Source organism: Pseudomonas sp. Xaverov 83 (assembly GCF_019352905.1).
GTDB classification, from domain to species: Bacteria; Pseudomonadota; Gammaproteobacteria; order Pseudomonadales; family Pseudomonadaceae; genus Aquipseudomonas; species Aquipseudomonas yamanorum.
Map to the genome: position 1 here is coordinate 58,045 of NZ_JAAAFU010000062.1, position 17,598 is coordinate 75,642.

Here is a 17,598-nt window from a genome sequence, read left to right on the forward strand (position 1 = left end):
TCCTTATACGGAGTCAGGTTTGGCGGTCGGCAGTTCGATGCCCGGGAAAATCTTGATCACCGCCGAATCGTCCTCACGCCCGAAACCGGCGCTGGAGGCCTGCATGAACATCTGGTGCGCGGTGGCCGACAGCGGCAGCGGAAACTTGCTGGCCCGTGCGGTATCCAGCACCAGGCCCAGGTCCTTGACGAAAATATCCACGGCGGACAACGGCGTGTAATCGGCCTTGAGAATGTGCGGTACGCGGTTCTCGAACATCCAGGAATTGCCGGCGCTGTGGGTGATCACCTCGTACAAGGCATCGGCGTCGACCCCTTCGCGCAGCCCCAGCGCCATCGCTTCGGCGGAGGCGGCAATGTGCACGCCCGCCAGCAACTGGTTGATGATCTTGACCTTGGAGCCCAGGCCATGCACGTCGCCCAGTCGATAAACCTTGCCGGCCATACCCGCGAGCACCGCATCCGCCTTGGCATAGGCTCCGGCCGGGCCGGAAGTCATCATGGTCATTTCGCCGGCCGCGGCCTTGGCGGCACCGCCGGAGATCGGCGCGTCCAGGTACAGCAACCCGGCGTCTGCCAGGCGCTTGCCCAGCTCCACGGCATAGGTCGGCGCCACCGTGGCACAGCCAATCACCAGGCTTCCCGGGCGCAATGCGGCGGCCGCCGAGTGTTCACCAAACAGGACGGTCTCGGTCTGTTCGGCATTCACCACCACGGTGATGATCACATCGCATTCACCCGCCATCTGTGCCGGTGAACTGCAGGCTACTCCGCCTTCGCTGGCGAACTGTTGTGTGACGGTTTCACGCACATCACAGGCATGCACATTGAAACCATTGCGCAGCAACGAGCGGGCAATGCCCAGGCCCATCGCGCCAAGTCCAATAACACCGACGTTCTTATTATTCATGGGGGTTCCTGTTTTGTGGTCAGGGGGTGAGACATGTTGGGCTGATAATCCACCAGTGATCGGATTATGTGAAGTTATTTTTTCAAATAACATATTTTAACATTGGTGGTGTGAGCGTCCCGCAGGCCTCGTGGCGCAAGGAAAAGAGCACTAAATTGACGTCAAATAAAAAGCCGGCGGGGCTGTGTTTAGTTCCGTAACTGACAGCCGATAGCGCCTTTAGAGTCCATTGCTCTGAAGGGGTACGTCATGTTCAATAAAACGCTGAAAACAGAACTGGCGGCCAGGACGGCCGACGTTGCAGGGTACAAAGGATTGATGGCTGCGCTTGAGCGCTCGATGGCCGTGGTCGAGTTCGACTTGAACGGCAAGGTGCTTCGCGCCAACGATAACTTCTTGCAGGCGTTGGGATATCGCCCGGATGAATTGAGTGCAAAGTCACATCGGGACTTTTGCTTGCCTGCATTGACGAACAGCGCAGCGTACGGTGAATTCTGGGCCGCGCTTCGGGCCGGCAAATTCGTTTCCGGTACCTTTCAGAGGGTCAATAAAGACGGGCAGACGGTCTGGGTGGAGGCCAGTTATAACCCGGTGCTGGACGAACGTGGCCAGGTGTTGAAGGTCGTCAAGTACGCGCTTGTCGTCACCGACAAAGTGGCACAGGAGGCCGCCACCCGCAGCAAGCTTGCGGCGCTGGACCGGGCCATGGCGGTGATCGAGTTCGACCTGAGCGGCAATGTGCTGGTCGCCAACGAAAACTTTCTGAATGTGATGGGTTATGGGTTGGCGGAACTCAAGGGCAAGCATCACCGGATGTTTTGCGAACCCGGCCTGGTGAACAGCGATGAGTACACCGACTTCTGGCGTCGCCTGAATGCGGGCGAGTTTTTCAGCGGGCAATTTAAACGCCTGGGCAAGCACGGCCGCGTCGTGTGGCTGGAGGCAAGCTATAACCCGGTGTATGACGCCGACGGCAAGTTAACCAAGATCGTCAAGTTCGCCAGTGACATCACCGAGCGGGTCGAGAAATTCGAGGCCGACTCCCGCGGTGCTTCCCGGGCTTACCATATTTCTGCCGAGACCGAGAAGTTTGCCGAGCAGGGCACCCAGGTCATTCAAGAGACCGCCAGCGAGATGCGTCGGATTGCCGAAAACATCGGGGCGTCTGCGCGACTGGTGGGACAACTGGGCGATCGCTCCGAGCAGATCACCGCCATCGTCAATACCATTCGCGGGATTGCTGACCAGACCAACCTGCTGGCGCTCAATGCCGCCATCGAGGCCGCCCGCGCCGGGGATCAAGGGCGGGGGTTTGCCGTCGTCGCCGACGAGGTGAGGCAATTGGCGGGTCGCACCAGCCGCTCAACGGCGGAAATCGCCGAGATGATCAGCAAGATTCTCGCCGAGACACGGGACGCGGTCGTCAGCATGAACGCCACTCAGGAAGGGGCGCAGCGCGGCGTTACGTTGGCCGATCAAGCCGGTTCGGTGATTTTGCAGATTCGCAATGGCACCAGCGACGCGGTCGAGGCGGTAAGCATGTTTGCTTCCAAGCTCGATGAGTCCGAAGTGATTCCAAAGACCGCCATCAGTTGGGTGGGATAGAGCCTCAAGCTGCGCCTGGGTCTTGACGTCGAACAGGGAATAGAAAAAGCGCCACTCATTGAGTAGCGCTTTTTTTTGCCGGCGCTGTGGGCAGTTCAGACATTGCCCTCAGCGAAACGCCTAGAACTTGAAGCGCCCCACCAGGCCCTTGAGCTGACCGGAAATATCCGTCAACCGCCCGGACCCGGTCTGTGCCGAATGCGCAAAGCCTTCCACCAACTGCGCATCGGCATGGATCTGCGCGATGTGCCGGTTGATCTCTTCGGCCACCTGGTGCTGTTCCTCGGCGGCCGTGGCGATCTGGGTGTTCTGATCGCGAATCGAGTCGACGGAGCCACGGATCTTGTCGAAGCTGTCGCGGGCCTGCTGGATACGTTCCACGCTGGTGTGGGACACCAGCAGGCTGCCCTGCATCTGCTGGGTGACTTCCTGGGTGCGGCGGGCGAGGTTGCCCAGCAGGCTGTCGATTTCGCCGGTGGAGTCGGCGGTGCGTCGCGCCAGGGCCCGCACCTCGTCAGCGACCACGGCGAACCCACGGCCCTGGTCACCGGCACGTGCGGCTTCGATGGCGGCATTGAGCGCCAGCAGGTTGGTCTGTTCGGCAATCGAGCGGATGGTGTCGAGGATGGTGTTGATGTTTTTGCTGTCCTGCTCCAGTTGCTGCATCGTCTGGGTGGAGCGCTGCAGGTCTTCGCTGAGCTTGAGCACGCTGCCGGTGGCTTCGCCGATATGCTGCTGGCCGTCGTGTACATCGCGGTAGCCTTCGTCGGCACTCGATGCGGCGGCACTGCAGGAGCGGGCGACTTCGTTGGCGGTCGCCACCATTTCGTTGAAGGCGGTGCTGACCAGCTCCACGGCTTCACGTTGGCGGCCTGCCGCCTGGTTCATGTTATGGGCGACGTCGCGGGTGTCGGCGGCGGCGGCTTGCAGGTCGGAAGAGGCACTGCCGATGCGCTGCACCAGTTGGGCGATCATGCTCAGGAACTGGTTGAACCAGCCCGCCAGGCTGGCGGTTTCGTCCTTGCCCTGCACCTTGAGCTGGCGGGTGAGGTCGCCTTCGCCTTCGGCAATCTCTTGCAGGCCGTCGGCCACCCCGCGAATCGGGCGCACGATCACGCTGGCAAAGCTGGCGCCGACAATCGCGAACACCACGGCCAGTGCCGCGGCGATGGCGGCGATCAGCCAAGTCAGGCGAGTGGCGCCGGCCATCACTTCGTCGCGCTTGATCAGGCCGATAAAACGCCAGCCCAGGTCTTTGGAACTGACCACGTTGGCCATGTAGGTCACACCCTCGATGTTCACCTGGGTCACGCCGTCGCCGCGCTTGGCCAGCTCGGCATAATCAGGGCCCAAGTCGGCCATCGGTTTGAAGTTGTGCTTGGCGTCGCTGGGGTCTACCAGCACATTGCCGTTGGCTTCCACCAGCATCAGGTAGCCGCTGTCGCCGAGCTTGATGTTGCGCACCAGTTCGGTGAGTTGCTTGAGCGACACGTCCAGGCCGACGACGCCGAGGATCTTGCCCGTGTCGTCGGCGACGGTGTGCACGGTGCCGATCAGCGACACATCGTCTGGCGCCCAATAGTAGGCGCCGGTACGCACGGTCTTGCCTGGTGCGGCGATGGCCGCCTGGTACCAGGGGCGCACGCGCGGGTCGTAGTTGTTCAGTTTGGTGTCGTCAGGCCAACTGGCGTAACCGCCGTCGCTCAGTCCCAGCGACAGGTAGGCGGTGCTGGGATGGCTTTTGGCGAACTGATCGAAAATCCCCAGAAGGTCTTTGTTGGTCGCCGTCAGCGGGATTTGCGCAGCGTCGGCGCCGGCATAACTCTTGAGGTCCTTGGCCGCGACAACGCGCGGGTCCTTGGCTACGTATTCGACGTTCTGGCTGATGCCGTCGAAAAATTGCTTCATGCCGTTGTCGATCTGACGGATCTCGCGGCCGCTGCTGTCGAGGAAATTGGCCATGGCCCCCTCGCGCACATTCAGCACCACCAGAATGGCCACCAGGATGACTGGCAGACACGCGATGGCCGCAAAGGCCCAGGTCAGCTTCTGCTTGATATTCATGACTTCACCTGCGGGTATTTATAGTTTTGGCAAGGAGAAAACAGTTGGGTCGAACGTCGCATGTATTGTTTTGACGGCGGGTGTGGCCATGCGTACCCCCTGTGTATCGACTGCGGGGGCACGCACTTGAGGCCGAAGGCGCGGTTTAACGGTGGGGGCTGGTGGTCTCAGCCCTCGAACACCGCGCCATCAGACGTCGCTGCTAAACGTGATGTATAAGTTTCTCAAACGTCATCAACCATCTTTTTACGGCGTGATACGCTAGCCTTACTTTTGAATTGGCACTGGTCGTTCCCGCGTATACGGCGACAGTGAGGAGTGAACATGTCGAAAATTTCCCACCATGATCTACGGCGCTCGTTTCGCGAGCTGCTGGCCTCCCAACACTGCTTTCACACCGCCTCGGTGTTTGACCCGATGTCTGCCAGGATCGCGGCAGACCTGGGCTTTGAAGTCGGCATCCTGGGTGGCTCGGTGGCGTCGCTGCAGGTTCTGGCTGCGCCGGACTTCGCGCTGATTACCCTGAGTGAGTTCGTCGAGCAGGCCACCCGCATCGGCCGGGTGGCGCAGCTTCCGGTGATCGCCGACGCCGATCACGGCTACGGCAACGCCCTCAACGTGATGCGCACCGTCCAGGAACTGGAGCGTGCGGGCGTTTCAGCGCTGACCATTGAAGATACCTTGCTGCCCGCGCAGTTCGGGCGCAAATCCACCGACCTCATCAGCACGGAAGAGGGCGTGGGCAAGGTCAAGGCAGCCCTGGAGGCGCGGGTCGATCCGCAGCTTTCGATCATCGCGCGGACCAACGCCGCCGTGCTGCCGGTGGAAGACGTCATCCATCGCACCAAGGCGTATCAAGAGGCTGGCGCAGACGGCATCTGCATGGTGGGTGTCCGTGACTTCGACCACCTTGAACAGATCGCCGAAGGCCTGACGGTCCCGTTGATGCTGGTGACCTACGCCAACCCGAATCTCAATGACAACGAACGCCTGGCCAAACTGGGTGTGCGGATTGTGGTTGCCGGCCACGGCGCCTACTTCGCTTCGATCAAGGCCACCTACGACAGCCTTCGCGAACAGCGCAACCTCACGCGCAGCACGTCGAACCTGACCGCCAGCGAACTGACCCACACCTATACGTTCCCCGACACCTACGTGAGCTGGGCCAAAGAGTTCATGGATGTTCAAGAGTGACATGACCCAGCAGGAGCGAGCTTGCTCGCTCCTGCAGAAGCTCTAAGCTAATTCCATAAAATTATTTATTTTATTTTTTATAGAACAATATCATCTAACTGAGTTGACCCTTGGAGAGCCGGAGTCCGCGCTGCTCAAGTCTTATCCGCTCAGGAATCTATAAAAATGAACACGCTGAAACTGGCCCGCAACCTCCTCTCGGCCATGGGCCTCGCTGTCCTCTCCCTAAGCGCTCAATCCGCTGACCTCACCATCGGCTACATCAACGGCATCGACCCGATCAAACGCGCCATCGCCGATGGTGAATATGAAAAAGGTATCGGCCAGAAGATCGATTGGCGCAAATTCGACGCGGGCCCGGCCGTCCTGGCCGCCATGGCTTCCGGTGATGTGCAGATCGGCAACCTGGGTTCCAGCCCATTGGCTGCGGCGGCTTCGCGAAACATGCCGCTGGTGGCGTTCATTGTCAGCGCGCAGATTCGCAGTTCCGAGGCCCTGGTGGTTCGCGACGGCAGCGGGATCAAGACCCCTGATGACCTGATCGGCAAAACCATTGCCGTGCCCTTTGTGTCGACCTCCCATTACAGCCTGCTGGGCGCGCTGAAGCACTGGAACCTGGACCCGCGCAAAGTCAACATCGTCAACCTGACACCGGCACAAATCACCGCCGCCTGGGCCCGTGGCGATATCGACGGGGCGTTTACCTGGTCGCCTGCCCTGGGTGAAATCCGTAAGACCGGCCAGATCCTCACGGATGCTGCCGAAGTTTCCAACTGGGGCGCCCCGACCTTTGAGGTGTGGGTAGCGCGCAAGGATTTCGCTGAAAAGAATCCGAAGGTCGTTGCCGATTTTGCCAAGGTCAGCCTGGCGGCGATTGCCGATTACGCCGCGCATAACAAAGACTGGACCGCTGAATCTGCCCCCGTGAAGAGCATCGCCCGGCTCACAGGCGCCAACGCTGCGGACATTCCCGAGCTGCTCGAAGGCTCATCGTTCCCGACGGCCGTCGAACAAAAAAGCGCGCAATACCTCGCCGGTGGCACCGCCAGGGAAATCGGCAAGACCGCCGAATTTCTGAAAGAGCAGGGAAAAATCGAAAAGGTCCTGCCTGACTATTCCGCCTTCGTCAGCGACAAGTTCATCGGAGAATAATCATGGGCCTGACGCTTCATCCCCTTGGCCCTACCATCGGCGCCGAGGTTGAGGGGCTGGATATGTCCCTGCCTCTGACGGATCAACAACACGACTGGGTGGAGCAAGCACTGCTGCAGCACCAGGTGTTGTTCTTCCGTAACCAGGCCATTACCCCCGGGCAGCACGTGGCATTTGCCGCGCGGTTTGGTGATTTGCACCGGCATCCGATTTACCCGCATGTTGACCGGCACCCGGAACTACTGCTGATCGACACCGCCGTGACCGATGTCCGCGACAACGCCATTTGGCACACCGATGTAACCTTCCTCGCCGCACCGGCGATGGGCTCCGTGTTGGCGGCCAGGCAAGTGCCTGCGTTCGGCGGGGATACATTGTGGGCCAATGGCGTGGCTGCGTTTGAAGCGTTATCGGCCCCCGTCAGGCAACTGCTAGACGGCCTGACCGCTACCCACGAATTGACCAAATCATTTCCCACCGAGCGCTTCGGCAGCACGCCCGAAGCATTGGCGCGCTATGAAAAAGCCCGGAAGGATCACCCGCCGCTGTCGCACCCGGTGGTCAGGACGCATCCTGCCACCGGGCGCAAGGCGTTGTTTGTGAATGAAGGTTTTACCACGCGGATCAATGAGCTTGAGGCGGCGGAAAGTGATGCGTTGCTGCGGTTATTGTTCAGCCACGTGAGCCGCCCGGAATTCACCGTGCGTTGGCGATGGAAGGCGAATGATGTAGCGTTCTGGGATAACCGCATTACCCAGCATTACGCGATTGATGATTACCGACCGCAAAGGCGGGTGATGCACCGCGCGACGATGTTGGGTGACGTGCCTTTTTGATGGAGGATCGGTCGATGGACTTGCCCTTGGTGATCAACCCTGACGACTATCTGGAAACCGAGTTCGGCAGGGAGTTCACACCTGAGCGCAATCGCCAGGCATGGCAGCTCGCGTATGCGCGGTTGAGGCACGAGCTGTCACAGGCGGCAAAGGGCACTCATGTCTACGTGGTCATGGGCGTGCAGGGGGCGGGCAAGTCTCGCTGGGTGTCGGAAAACCTCGGTCGGCTGGGACGTCGGGCAATTGTCTTCGATGCCGCCCTGCCTGCGCGGCGTCATCGGGAGGAGCTGCTGTCCATCGCGAGGGACTATGCAGTCCCGGTGATCGGCATCCTGGTGAGCGCACCGCTGGAGCTGGCGTTGGCGCGAAATGCCCAACGCAATGCTGACAAAAAGGTGCCGGAGGACGCGCTGAAAAGCGTGTTCAGCATGCTCGAGCCACCCAGTGAAGACGAAGGATTCGTCTGGGTGCAAACCATTGAACAACAGGCGCCGCTGCCCACAACCCTGCAAACTGCCCGGATGAGCCTGGTTGCGCCCGACGTGGCGCTTGCTGAAAAACTCGCCGATGCCTTGAACGCCAGCTACGCGCTGCACCGCCGGTTTCTCGTATGGAGCAAGCCGCACTGGACGCTGGAGGACACGCAGGAAAGCCTGCAGCGGGCGGCAAAAGACTTCGATGCACCTGTTGGGGAGAAAAGGTATTTCCTGTTATCTCGCGACGATCCTCAGGCATTGGTGGGCTGTATCGGCCTGCTGCCGCTGGCCGATGAGATTCACAGCTTCGAAGTTGGCTATTGGGGCAATCAGGCTCACGCCGGTCATGGGCTGATGAGGGAGGCATTGACTGCTCTGGTTTTGCAGTTGAGCGGGCACACACTGCGTCTGACCACTTCTTCGGCGAACCTATCCAGTCAACGACTGGCTGAGGCGGCGGGATTTGAATGGGTGGAAACCCTTCAAGGCGCGCGGCGCTGCGAGTACTTCGGCGTACGCGATACGCTGGTTTACCGCCGGGCCGCACGCTGACCTTAAAGGTACTCACACTCCCCACGCAGCAGCGAAAGCTGAACCAGGTCTTGATGAGCTCCGTTCCAGTAACCCGCCTGCCTCAACGTTCCTTCACGCACGAACCCGGCTTTCTCAAGCAGGTTCAGTGACCGGGCGTTGTCAGGATGAACCAGCGCTTCGATCCTGTTGAGTTCCATGCGCTGGAACGCCCATCGAAGGGCGGCGTAAACCGCCTCCTTCATGAGCCCCTGTCCCTGTGCCGATTGCGCCATCTCAAACCCGATGGCGCAACTGCGCCACGTACGATTCCATTTGAAGAAACCACAGGTGCCGATCAGCTTCGCCATGGCTGTGTCCTCAATCCCCCAGCGAATCCCTGGATTGGGTGACGTGCGCCAACTGGCAAACAGCTCGATCAGTTGCTCCGCTTGATGAGGCTCGGTGATTGGGTCGGCACCGAACCACTTCATTGCTTCAGCGTCGCTATGAATCGCAAACAACCCCACCGCATCCTCCTGTGTAAGTTCTCTGAGGGTCAGGCGTTCGGTTTTGAGAGTCGGAAAATCGGACACTGCGGGCGTCACCTTTTAGAAAAACGATTCGCTAAGGTGTGTCGTGCGGAATAAAAAATCAATCTGTTCAGTGGTGACGCAAGGCGTCACGGGATACGAGCACACTCTCCTGATCAACTGAGATAACTGAGATCAACTGTGGGAGCTGTCGAGCCCCAGCGAGGCTGCGATGCAGGCGCCGCAGTCTGGCAGGTACGGCGCGGTGATCCCATCGCAGCCTCGCTGGGGCCCGACAGATCCCACATTGGTCTGAGCGGTCACTCCTCGCGCTTCACCACCAACGTCAAGATGTCATAACTGGCCACCAGCTCACCCAGCTGGTTGGTCACCTCCACATCCCACGCCACCACGCCCTGTGGAACCCCCTGCGGGCTCTTCTTGCCCTGGTCGATCTTGCGCTTGCAGGTCAGCCGCGCCTGGATGGTGTCGCCAATGCCCACCGGGTTGATAAACCGCAGGGTGTCCAGCCCGTAGTTTGCCAGCACCGGCCCCGGTGCCGGGGACACAAACAGCCCGGCCGCCGCCGACAGCACAAAGTAACCATGGGCGATGCGCTTGCCGAATTGCGACTCCTTGGCGGCGATGTCGTCGAAGTGCATGTAGAAGTGATCGCCCGACAGGCAGCCGAAGTTCACCAGGTCGGCCTCGGTGACCGTGCGGCGATGGGTCAGCAGCGATTCGCCAATCTGCAGGTCCTGGAAGAAGCGGCGGAACGGGTGCACTTCGGTCTCGATGACCTTGGCGCCGCGTACGTACTCGCCGGTGACCGCCGCCAGCATGGTCGGTGAGCCCTGTACGGCTGCGCGTTGCAGGTAGTGTTTCACGGCGCGCAAGCCGCCGAGTTCTTCGCCGCCACCGGCACGGCCCGGGCCGCCGTGTTTGAGTTGCGGCAGGGGCGAGCCGTGGCCGGTGGATTCGGCGGCGGATTCGCGGTCGAGCACCAGCAGGCGGCCGTGCCACGCGGCAGCCACCGGGACGGCTTTGGCAGCGATCTGCGGGTCTTTGGTGATCAGGCTCGCGACGAGGCTGCCTTTACCGCGTGCGGCCAGGGCCAGGGCTTCGTCGAGGTCGTCGTAGGCCATCAGCGTGCTGACCGGGCCGAAGGCCTCGATGTCGTGGGCACCGCCTTCCGCATGCGGGTCGCGGGCTTGCAGCAGGGTCGGGGCGAAGAACGCGCCCTGGCTGACGTTTTCACCGCGGGGTTCAAAGCCGTCGCGGGCGCCGAACAGCATATCGCTGCTCTGCAGCAGGCTTTCCAGGCGTTCGGCCACGTCTTTCTGCTGGTCGTGGGAGGCCAGCGCGCCCATGCGCACGCCTTCCACCGACGGGTCACCCACCACGACTTTTTTCAGGCGGTCCCGCAGGCGGGTGGCGACGGCGTCGATATGTTTGGCCGGCACGATGGCGCGGCGAATGGCGGTGCATTTCTGCCCGGCCTTGGTGGTCATTTCCCGGGCGACTTCCTTGATGAACAGCTCGAATTCTTCGTCGTCCGGGCTCACGTCCGGGGCGAGGATTGCGCAGTTCAGCGAGTCGGCCTCGGCGTTGAACGGCACCGAGTTGCGGATCAGGTTCGGGTTGACCCGCAGCTTGGCGGCGGTGTCGGCGGAGCCGGTGAAGGTCACCACGTCCTGGCCTTGCAGGCGGTCGAGCAGGTCGCCGGTGCTGCCGATCACCAGTTGCAGGCTGCCGGGTGGCAGCAGGCCGGATTCGTCCATCAGGCGCACCACGGCTTCGGTCAGGTAGCTGGTCGCGCTGGCCGGCTTGACGATGCATGGCATGCCCGCCAGGAAACTCGGGGCGAATTTTTCCAGCATGCCCCAGATCGGGAAGTTGAACGCGTTGATGTGCACCACCAGGCCGCCACGGGGTACCAGGATATGTGTGCCTGCGAAGCTGCCGAGCTTGCTCAACTGCATCGCCGGGCCTTCGTGGACGATATTGCCCGACGGCAATTCCCGCGAGCCCAGGCTGGCGTAGGTGAACAGCGTGCTGTTGCCGCCTTCGATATCGATCCAGCTGTCGGCGCGGGTTGCGCCGCTGTGGTGGGAGAGGGTGTAGAGCTGTTCCTTGCGCTCGCTCAGGTACAGCGCAATGGCCTTGAGGCGCTGGGCCCGTTGCTGGAAATCCAGGGCCATCAGCCCGCTGACACCCTGGCGGCGCCCGTGTTCGATGGCTTCGGCGAAGTCCGGGCGCTCTTCATGAGTGCGTGCCAGCTCGTGGCCGTCAATGGCGCTGCGCAGCACCTGGGCGCCGTGGTAGCCGATCCAGCGGCCAGCGATAAAACTTTGCAGGGTAGGGGCGTGAGGCATCACGATTCCTCCGGGTTGGAAAATGAGAGTTAGTGTTTGCTGGCGCCTGCGGCACCAATGCCGGTCATGGAGCGAATGAACTGCGCCAGGTAACGCCCGCGCTCAACGGCGGCGCGGGGCGAGCGGTCGGTGACGGAAAAGACCCAGGCGCTGAAAAACGCCAGGCTCATGGAAAACAGGGCCGGGTTGGAATAAGGAAACAGCGCCTTGTCGTAATGCAGCACGTTGACCCACACCGCCGGGCTCAACACCAGCAGCACAATGGCCGAGACCAGTCCCGCCAGGCTGCCGGTCACCGCGCCACGGGTGGTCAGGCCCCTCCAGTACATCGAGAGGAACAGCACCGGGAAATTCACCGAGGCGGCGATCGCCAATACCAGGCCGGAAAGGAATGCAATGTTCTGCGACTCAAACAGCAGGCCGAGGATGATCGCCAGCACGCCGATGCACAGCGTGGCGATGCGCGACACGCGGATTTCCTGCTGCTCGCTGGCCTGGCCCTTGCGGATCACGCAGGCATACAGGTCGTGGGACACCGCCGACGCGCCGGACAATGCCAGCCCGGCGACCACGGCCAGGATGGTCGCGAAGGCCACCGCCGAAATGAATCCGAGGAACAGGTTGCCGCCCACAGCCTGTGCCAGGTGCACGGCGATCATGTTGCCGCCGCCGATGATCGCGCCGTTGACATCCCGGAAGCTTGGGTCAGTACCCACCATCACGATAGCGCCGAAGCCGACGATGATCAGCAGCAGGTAGAAGTAGCCAATGAAACCGGTGGCGTAGAACACGCTCTTGCGCGCTTCCTTGGCGTCACTGACGGTAAAGAAGCGCATCAGGATATGCGGCAGCCCGGCGGTGCCGAACATCATGCCCAGCCCCAGGGAAATCGCATCGATCGGGTTCGACAGCAAGCCACCCGGCGCCATGATCGCGCTGCCCTTGGCATGCACGGCGGTAGCACCGGCGAACATTGCCTCGGTGCTGAAGCCGAAATGCTTGAGCACCATGAAGGCCATGAAGGTGGTGCCGAACAGCAACATCACCGCTTTGATGATCTGCACCCAGGTGGTGGCGAGCATGCCGCCGAAGGTCACGTAGAACACCATCAGCACGCCCACCAGCATCACCGCGTATAGGTAGTCGATGCCGAACAGCAGCTCGATCAGCTTGCCGGCGCCGACCATCTGCGCCACCAGATACATCAGCGCCACGGTCAGGGTGCCGAAGGCCGAAGTCAGGCGCACCGGGGTCTGCTCCAGGCGGTAGGACACCACATCGGCAAACGTGTATTTGCCCAGGTTGCGCAGGCGCTCGGCGATCAGGAACAGGATGATCGGCCAGCCGGCCAACACGCCCAGGGCGTAGAGCAGGCCGTCATAGCCGTTGAGGAACATCATCGCCGAGATGCCGAGGAATGACGCCGCCGAGATCATGTCGCCGGCAATCGCCAGGCCATTCTGGAAGCCGCTCATGCCGCCGCCGGCAGTGTAGAAGTCACTGGCGGAACGGGTGCGCAGGGCGGCCCAACGAGTCACGCCGAGGGTGAACAGCACGAACACCAGGAACATGCCGATGGCGTTCCAGTTCAGTGGCCGGGATGCACCGTCGGCGGCGACTGCAAGGTCCGTGGCCAATGCCAGCGGCAGGAGAAACCACGCTACCAGCCGGCTCATGCTGTGCACTCCTGCTTGAGCTTGTCGTTCAGCGGGTCGATCACATGGTTGGCGCGGTACACATAAAAGCCGGTCAGCGCGAACGCCAGCAGCACAATCACCACACCCACCAGCATGCCCACGGTGGTCACGCCGCCGCTCAACGACTGCCCGAGGGTAGCCGGGGAGAACGCCACCAACAGCACAAACCCGAAATAGATCACCAGCATGATCAGTGACAGCGACCAGTACAGGTTCTGTTTGCGGCGTACCAACTGGATGAAATCGGGATGTCGACGGATGCGCTCGATATCGTCGGGGGTCATGGTGGTGTGCTCCTTTTTATTGTTGTGTTTGTGGTGTTGCGGCACGCGTTACAGCTGATCGAAATCCAGTACCACCTTGTCGCTGACCGGGAACGCCTGGCACGACAACACATAGCCGGCGGCCACTTCGTAGTCTTCCAAAGCGTGGTTGCTGTCCATCTCCACTTCGCCTTCGATCACCTTGCACTTGCAGGTGGAACACACGCCGGCCTTGCATGAATACGGCAGCTCGGCGCCCTGGGCATTGCCCGCGTCGAGGATGCTCTGAGTGTTGCGGGGCAGGTCGAAGGCGAGGGCGCGGCCGTCGCTGATCACGGTGATCTGGCTGACCGCCGCATCCACTTGCCGCGCTGCCTCACGGGCCTCGCGCTTGTGCTGGCTGCCGGCGGCGGCGAACAGTTCGAAATGGATGCGCTCCGGTGCCATGCCCTTGGCCTTGAGGCTGTCGCGCACGGTTTCGGTCATCTCCTGGGGGCCACAGATGAAGGCCGCGTCGAGGGCTTTCACGTCGAGCCAGCGGGAGAACAGTTGCTCGCACTTCTCGGCATTGATGCGGCCGTTGTAGAGGTCGACATCCTGCTGCTCGCGGCTGAACACGAAGATCAGGTTCAGGCGCTGCAGGTAGCGGTTCTTCAGGTCTTCCAGCTGTTCGCGAAACAGTGCACCGGAGCTGGAGCGGTTGCCGTACAGCAGCGTCACGCGGCTGTGGGGCTCGGTTTGCAGGGTGGTCTTGATGATCGACAGGATCGGTGTGATACCGCTGCCGGCCGCCACTGCCAGGTAATGGCCGTGGCGAGCCGGATCAAGGTCTACATGGAAATGCCCGGCGGGTGGCATCACTTCCAGGCTGTGCCCGGCCTTGAGCTGCTCATTGGCAAACGCGGAGAACCGCCCACCGGCCACGCGCTTGATGGCGATGCGCAGTTCACCGTCATTGACCCCGGTGCAGATCGAATAGGAGCGACGCACTTCCTCGCCGTCCAGCTGGGTGCGCATCACCAGGTGCTGGCCCTGGGTGAAGTGGAAACTGTCTTGCAGATGCTGCGGAATCTCGAAGGCGATGGACACCGCATCACGGGTCTCGTTGCGCACATCCTTGATGGTCAGGCTATGGAATTTGCTCATTGTTGTTCTCCAACCAAGCGGGCCGCCGGCCCCTCAGATGCACTTGAAATAGTCGAACGGTTCGAGGCAGTCGCGGCAGCGGTGCAGCGCCTTGCAGGCGGTGGAGCCGAATTCGCTGAGCACTTCGGTGTGAGAGCTGCCGCATTGCGGGCAGGCAATCACCGGGCTTTCTCCCAGCAGGCTGCGTTTGCTGCTACTGCCTTGCGGCGGCGCGATGCCGTAGGCCCGCAGGCGTTCGCGGCCGCTGCTGGTGATCCAGTCGGTGGTCCAGGCCGGGGTCAGCTTGCGTTCCAGTTGCGGCGCGCGGAAACCCGCCAGCTCCAATGCATCGCGGATATCGCCCTCGATCACTTCGGTGGCGGGGCAGCCGGAGTAGGTCGGCGTGACCACCACATGCAAGTGGCCGGCCTGCCAGTCCAGGTCGCGCACTATGCCCAGGTCGACCACGCTCACCACCGGCACTTCCGGGTCCATGACCTGCGCCAGGGTGGCCCACGCGGCAGCCAGGTCGGTGGGTTGCGCCGGGCGTGCGCCCTGGTCGCTGGCGATCAGCTCACCAGGTTGCATCGGGGTACGCTCGGGGCAAAAACTGCATTTCCGCCAACAAAATTCCCAGGTGCTCGCTGTGCAAACCGCGGCGTGCATCCAGGTAGAAATAGCTCGCTGCGGGAGGCACGGGTAGGGTGGCGCTGGTGAAGATTTTGCTGACCCGGGTTTGCCACGCAGCGGCGACCTGGGCGGCGTCCGGCGTAATGCCGGCGGCTTGCAGGCGTTGTTCACTGTCGTCGGCGCTGGTCAGTTCAACGGTGAACCGCCACAGCTCGGGGATCGCCGAGAGCATACGTTTATGGCTTTCCTCGGTGCCGTCCCCCAGGCGCTCCACCCACTCGCTGGAGCGGCGCAGGTGATAGGTGACTTCCTTCACCGCCTTGGCCGCGATGCCGGCGATGCGTTCGTCGCTGGATTGGGCCAGGCCGCTCAATACCGGCAAATGCCAGGCGTCATACAGGAATTGCTTGAGGATGGTCACCGCGTAGTCGCCGTTGGGTTGTTCCACCAGCAGCAGGTTGCGATAGGCCCGCTCATCCCGGCGGAAGGCCAGGTGATCGGCGTCGCGCCCGTCGTCCAGCAGCTCGGCGGCGTATTCCAGCCAGTTGCGCGCCTGGCCCACCAGGTCGAGGCCGACGTTCATCAGCGCCAGTTCTTCTTCCAGCGCCGGCGCATGGCCGCACCACTGGCACAGGCGCTGGCCCTGGATCAGGGCGCTGTCTCCAAGGCGCAGCAGGTATTCGATCAGATCGGTTTCAGGATTCATGGTCGACCTCACATGTGCCCGACTTCGGCCGGCAACTCGTAGAAGCTGGCGTGGCGGTAGACCTTGTCGTCGGCGGGGTCGAACAGCGGGTCTTTCTCGTCCGGCGACGAGGCGGTGATCAGCGCGGAAGGCACCACCCACAGGCTCACGCCTTCACTGCGGCGGGTGTACAGCTCCCGGGCGTTCTCGATGGCCATGGTGGTGTCGGCGGCGTGCACGCTGCCCACATGCTTGTGATTCAGGCCGTGCTTGCTGCGCACGAAGACTTCAAACAGGGTCCATTCAGACATAACGGTGACTCCACATCAGGTGGCCGATCAGGCGGCGTTCTTGTTCTGTTTTTTACGGGCGTGGGCGACGGCGGCTTCGCGTACCCAGGCACCGTCTTCAATCGCCTTGCGGCGGGTGGCGACGCGTTCCTGGTTGCACGGGCCGTTGCCCTTGAGCACTTCGTAGAACTCGCTCCACTGGATCTCGCCGAAATCGTAATGGCCGCGTTCGGGGTTCCACTTCAGGTCCGGGTCGGGGCAGGTGCAACCCAGCAGCTCCAGCTGCGGGATGGTCTGGTCGATGAAGCGCTGGCGCAGTTCGTCGTTGCTCTGGCGCTTGATTTTCCAGGCCATGGACTGGGCGCTGTTGGGGGAGTGTTCGTCGCTGGGGCCGAACATCATCAGCGATGGCCACCAGAGGCGGTTGATCGCGTCCTGGACCATGTCTTTTTGCGCCTGGGTGCCCTGGCGCATCATGGTCAGCAGCAGTTCGTAGCCCTGGCGCTGGTGAAAGCTTTCTTCCTTGCAGATGCGCACCATGGCCCGGGAGTAGGGGCCGTAGGAGGTGCGCTGCAGTACCACCTGGTTGACGATGGCGGCGCCGTCTACCAGCCAGCCTACGGCGCCCATGTCGGCCCAGTTCAGGGTGGGGTAGTTGAAGATGCTGGAGTACTTGGCCTTGCCGCTGTGGAGCTTGGCGATTTCTTCGTCGCGGTCGGCGCCCAGGGTTTCCATGGCGCTGTAGAGGTACAGGCCGTGGCCGGCTTCGTCCTGGATCTTGGCCATCAATTGCAGCTTGCGTTTGAGGGTGGGGGCGCGGGTGACCCAGTTGCCTTCGGGCAGCATGCCGACGATTTCCGAGTGGGCGTGCTGGGAGATCTGGCGGATCAGGGTTTGACGGTAGGCGTCAGGCATCCAGTTCTTGGCTTCGATCTTGATTTCGGCGTCGATTTTTTCCTGGAAGGCGCGTTCCTGGTCGGACATCTCGGAGAGGTCCTTGATGCGCTTTACTCCGGTTTCTACAAGCTGTGCGTACATGAGGGGTCTCCCGCCTTGGGGTTTGTCGTAGGCATGGAGAACTTTATAAGCGATACGGAAATTAATATCAAACACAAAATATCGTGTCGATATTGTTTTTTGTATCGCTTTGGGTGGGGTACATATCCGTTATTTCGGTAACGGCGGCTTATGGTTCCGCTCTTACAGCGGCTCACTTTTGAAAAGCGCAAAAGTAAGCAAAACGCTCTTGCCCCA

14 protein-coding genes and 4 pseudogenes are annotated in these 17,598 nt (G+C 61.6%); 6 read left to right on the plus strand and 12 right to left on the minus strand.

The features are described 5' to 3' along the window. Positions 1–3: 3 nt before the first annotated feature. Positions 4–1,002: an L-threonate dehydrogenase gene (ltnD, locus tag K0H47_RS19905; RefSeq protein WP_257626710.1), complete on the minus strand. Its 999-nt coding sequence runs from the start codon at positions 1,000–1,002 to the stop codon at positions 4–6. Positions 1,003–1,227: 225 nt separating this feature from the next. Here ltnD and K0H47_RS31460 point away from each other — a divergent pair. Together K0H47_RS31460 and K0H47_RS31465 are read left to right on the plus strand one after the other, a co-directional pair. Further along, positions 1,228–1,923 (plus strand): annotated as a pseudogene (locus tag K0H47_RS31460) (PAS domain-containing protein); the annotation flags it as partial. Between the two features lie 117 nt (positions 1,924–2,040). Then, positions 2,041–2,514 (plus strand): annotated as a pseudogene (locus tag K0H47_RS31465) (methyl-accepting chemotaxis protein); the annotation flags it as partial. A 120-nt stretch (positions 2,515–2,634) separates the two neighbouring features. Here the strand turns inward: K0H47_RS31465 and K0H47_RS31470 are convergent. Together K0H47_RS31470 and K0H47_RS31475 are read right to left on the minus strand one after the other, a co-directional pair. Further along, positions 2,635–3,177: pseudogene (locus K0H47_RS31470) on the minus strand (methyl-accepting chemotaxis protein); the annotation flags it as partial. 321 nt (positions 3,178–3,498) lie between these two features. After that, a pseudogene (locus K0H47_RS31475) lies at positions 3,499–4,578 on the minus strand (cache domain-containing protein); the annotation flags it as partial. 324 nt (positions 4,579–4,902) lie between these two features. Between K0H47_RS31475 and K0H47_RS19920 the strand changes: the two are divergent. The 4 genes from K0H47_RS19920 (at position 4,903) to K0H47_RS19935 (ending at position 8,788) form a co-directional block, all read left to right on the plus strand. Beyond that, positions 4,903–5,772: an oxaloacetate decarboxylase gene (locus K0H47_RS19920; RefSeq protein WP_017475386.1), complete on the plus strand. Its 870-nt coding sequence runs from the start codon at positions 4,903–4,905 to the stop codon at positions 5,770–5,772. Positions 5,773–5,937: 165 nt separating this feature from the next. Continuing rightward, entirely contained in the window at positions 5,938–6,924 is a 987-nt protein-coding gene (gene tauA / locus K0H47_RS19925; protein ID WP_177071604.1) for a taurine ABC transporter substrate-binding protein, read from the plus strand. 2 nt (positions 6,925–6,926) lie between these two features. Next, positions 6,927–7,760 (plus strand): taurine dioxygenase, encoded by an 834-nt coding sequence (tauD, locus tag K0H47_RS19930; RefSeq protein WP_063029005.1) that lies wholly within the window; start codon positions 6,927–6,929, stop codon positions 7,758–7,760. A gap of 14 nt (positions 7,761–7,774) precedes the next feature. Continuing rightward, a complete protein-coding gene (locus tag K0H47_RS19935; protein WP_219273481.1) occupies positions 7,775–8,788 on the plus strand; it encodes a GNAT family N-acetyltransferase in 1,014 nt (337 codons plus the stop codon). Between the two features lie 2 nt (positions 8,789–8,790). Here the strand turns inward: K0H47_RS19935 and K0H47_RS19940 are convergent, their stop codons facing one another. The 9 genes from K0H47_RS19940 to paaA form a co-directional block, all read right to left on the minus strand. Next, on the minus strand, positions 8,791–9,342 hold the full coding sequence (locus K0H47_RS19940) for a GNAT family N-acetyltransferase (protein ID WP_219273482.1): 552 nt from the start codon (positions 9,340–9,342) through the stop codon (positions 8,791–8,793). A gap of 257 nt (positions 9,343–9,599) precedes the next feature. Then, complete coding sequence (gene paaZ, locus K0H47_RS19945; protein ID WP_219273483.1) at positions 9,600–11,654, minus strand: phenylacetic acid degradation bifunctional protein PaaZ; 2,055 nt, start codon at positions 11,652–11,654, stop codon at positions 9,600–9,602. A gap of 29 nt (positions 11,655–11,683) precedes the next feature. Further along, positions 11,684–13,330, minus strand: a complete 1,647-nt coding sequence (locus K0H47_RS19950; RefSeq protein ID WP_219273484.1) for a cation acetate symporter — start codon at positions 13,328–13,330, stop codon at positions 11,684–11,686. Continuing rightward, positions 13,327–13,635: a DUF485 domain-containing protein gene (locus K0H47_RS19955; protein ID WP_003208907.1), complete on the minus strand. Its 309-nt coding sequence runs from the start codon at positions 13,633–13,635 to the stop codon at positions 13,327–13,329. Before K0H47_RS19955 ends, K0H47_RS19950 begins: the two co-directional genes overlap by 4 nt. 48 nt (positions 13,636–13,683) lie before the next feature. Further along, entirely contained in the window at positions 13,684–14,760 is a 1,077-nt protein-coding gene (gene paaE / locus K0H47_RS19960; protein WP_003208905.1) for a 1,2-phenylacetyl-CoA epoxidase subunit PaaE, read from the minus strand. A gap of 33 nt (positions 14,761–14,793) precedes the next feature. Continuing rightward, the gene (gene paaD / locus K0H47_RS19965; protein WP_063029015.1) at positions 14,794–15,327 is read right to left on the minus strand and encodes a 1,2-phenylacetyl-CoA epoxidase subunit PaaD; all 534 of its coding nucleotides are present in this window, start codon (positions 15,325–15,327) and stop codon (positions 14,794–14,796) included. Then, on the minus strand, positions 15,314–16,075 hold the full coding sequence (gene paaC / locus K0H47_RS19970) for a 1,2-phenylacetyl-CoA epoxidase subunit PaaC (protein ID WP_063029017.1): 762 nt from the start codon (positions 16,073–16,075) through the stop codon (positions 15,314–15,316). Before paaC ends, paaD begins: the two co-directional genes overlap by 14 nt. An 8-nt stretch (positions 16,076–16,083) precedes the next feature. Continuing rightward, positions 16,084–16,365 carry a 1,2-phenylacetyl-CoA epoxidase subunit PaaB gene (gene paaB / locus K0H47_RS19975; RefSeq protein WP_003208899.1) on the minus strand — a complete coding sequence of 94 codons (282 nt, stop codon included), beginning with the start codon at positions 16,363–16,365 and terminating at the stop codon, positions 16,084–16,086. 27 nt (positions 16,366–16,392) lie between these two features. Further along, the gene (paaA, locus tag K0H47_RS19980) at positions 16,393–17,382 is read right to left on the minus strand and encodes a 1,2-phenylacetyl-CoA epoxidase subunit PaaA (RefSeq protein ID WP_063029019.1); all 990 of its coding nucleotides are present in this window, start codon (positions 17,380–17,382) and stop codon (positions 16,393–16,395) included. Positions 17,383–17,598: the final 216 nt, after the last annotated feature.

What these genes read in the sequence shown, in the direction of transcription:
- paaB (WP_003208899.1), bottom strand. Translation starts at nt 16,365, where the DNA reads ATGTCTGAATGGACCCTGTTTGAAGTCTTCGTGCGCAGCAAGCACGGC.
- paaD (WP_063029015.1), bottom strand. Translation starts at nt 15,327, where the DNA reads ATGCAACCTGGTGAGCTGATCGCCAGCGACCAGGGCGCACGCCCGGCG.
- paaC (WP_063029017.1), bottom strand. Translation starts at nt 16,075, where the DNA reads ATGAATCCTGAAACCGATCTGATCGAATACCTGCTGCGCCTTGGAGAC.
- K0H47_RS19950 (WP_219273484.1), bottom strand. Translation starts at nt 13,330, where the DNA reads ATGAGCCGGCTGGTAGCGTGGTTTCTCCTGCCGCTGGCATTGGCCACG.
- paaZ (WP_219273483.1), bottom strand. Translation starts at nt 11,654, where the DNA reads ATGCCTCACGCCCCTACCCTGCAAAGTTTTATCGCTGGCCGCTGGATC.
- K0H47_RS19920 (WP_017475386.1), top strand. Translation starts at nt 4,903, where the DNA reads ATGTCGAAAATTTCCCACCATGATCTACGGCGCTCGTTTCGCGAGCTG.
- tauA (WP_177071604.1), top strand. Translation starts at nt 5,938, where the DNA reads ATGAACACGCTGAAACTGGCCCGCAACCTCCTCTCGGCCATGGGCCTC.
- ltnD (WP_257626710.1), bottom strand. Translation starts at nt 1,002, where the DNA reads ATGTTATTTGAAAAAATAACTTCACATAATCCGATCACTGGTGGATTA.
- K0H47_RS19955 (WP_003208907.1), bottom strand. Translation starts at nt 13,635, where the DNA reads ATGACCCCCGACGATATCGAGCGCATCCGTCGACATCCCGATTTCATC.
- paaA (WP_063029019.1), bottom strand. Translation starts at nt 17,382, where the DNA reads ATGTACGCACAGCTTGTAGAAACCGGAGTAAAGCGCATCAAGGACCTC.
- tauD (WP_063029005.1), top strand. Translation starts at nt 6,927, where the DNA reads ATGGGCCTGACGCTTCATCCCCTTGGCCCTACCATCGGCGCCGAGGTT.
- K0H47_RS19935 (WP_219273481.1), top strand. Translation starts at nt 7,775, where the DNA reads ATGGACTTGCCCTTGGTGATCAACCCTGACGACTATCTGGAAACCGAG.
- paaE (WP_003208905.1), bottom strand. Translation starts at nt 14,760, where the DNA reads ATGAGCAAATTCCATAGCCTGACCATCAAGGATGTGCGCAACGAGACC.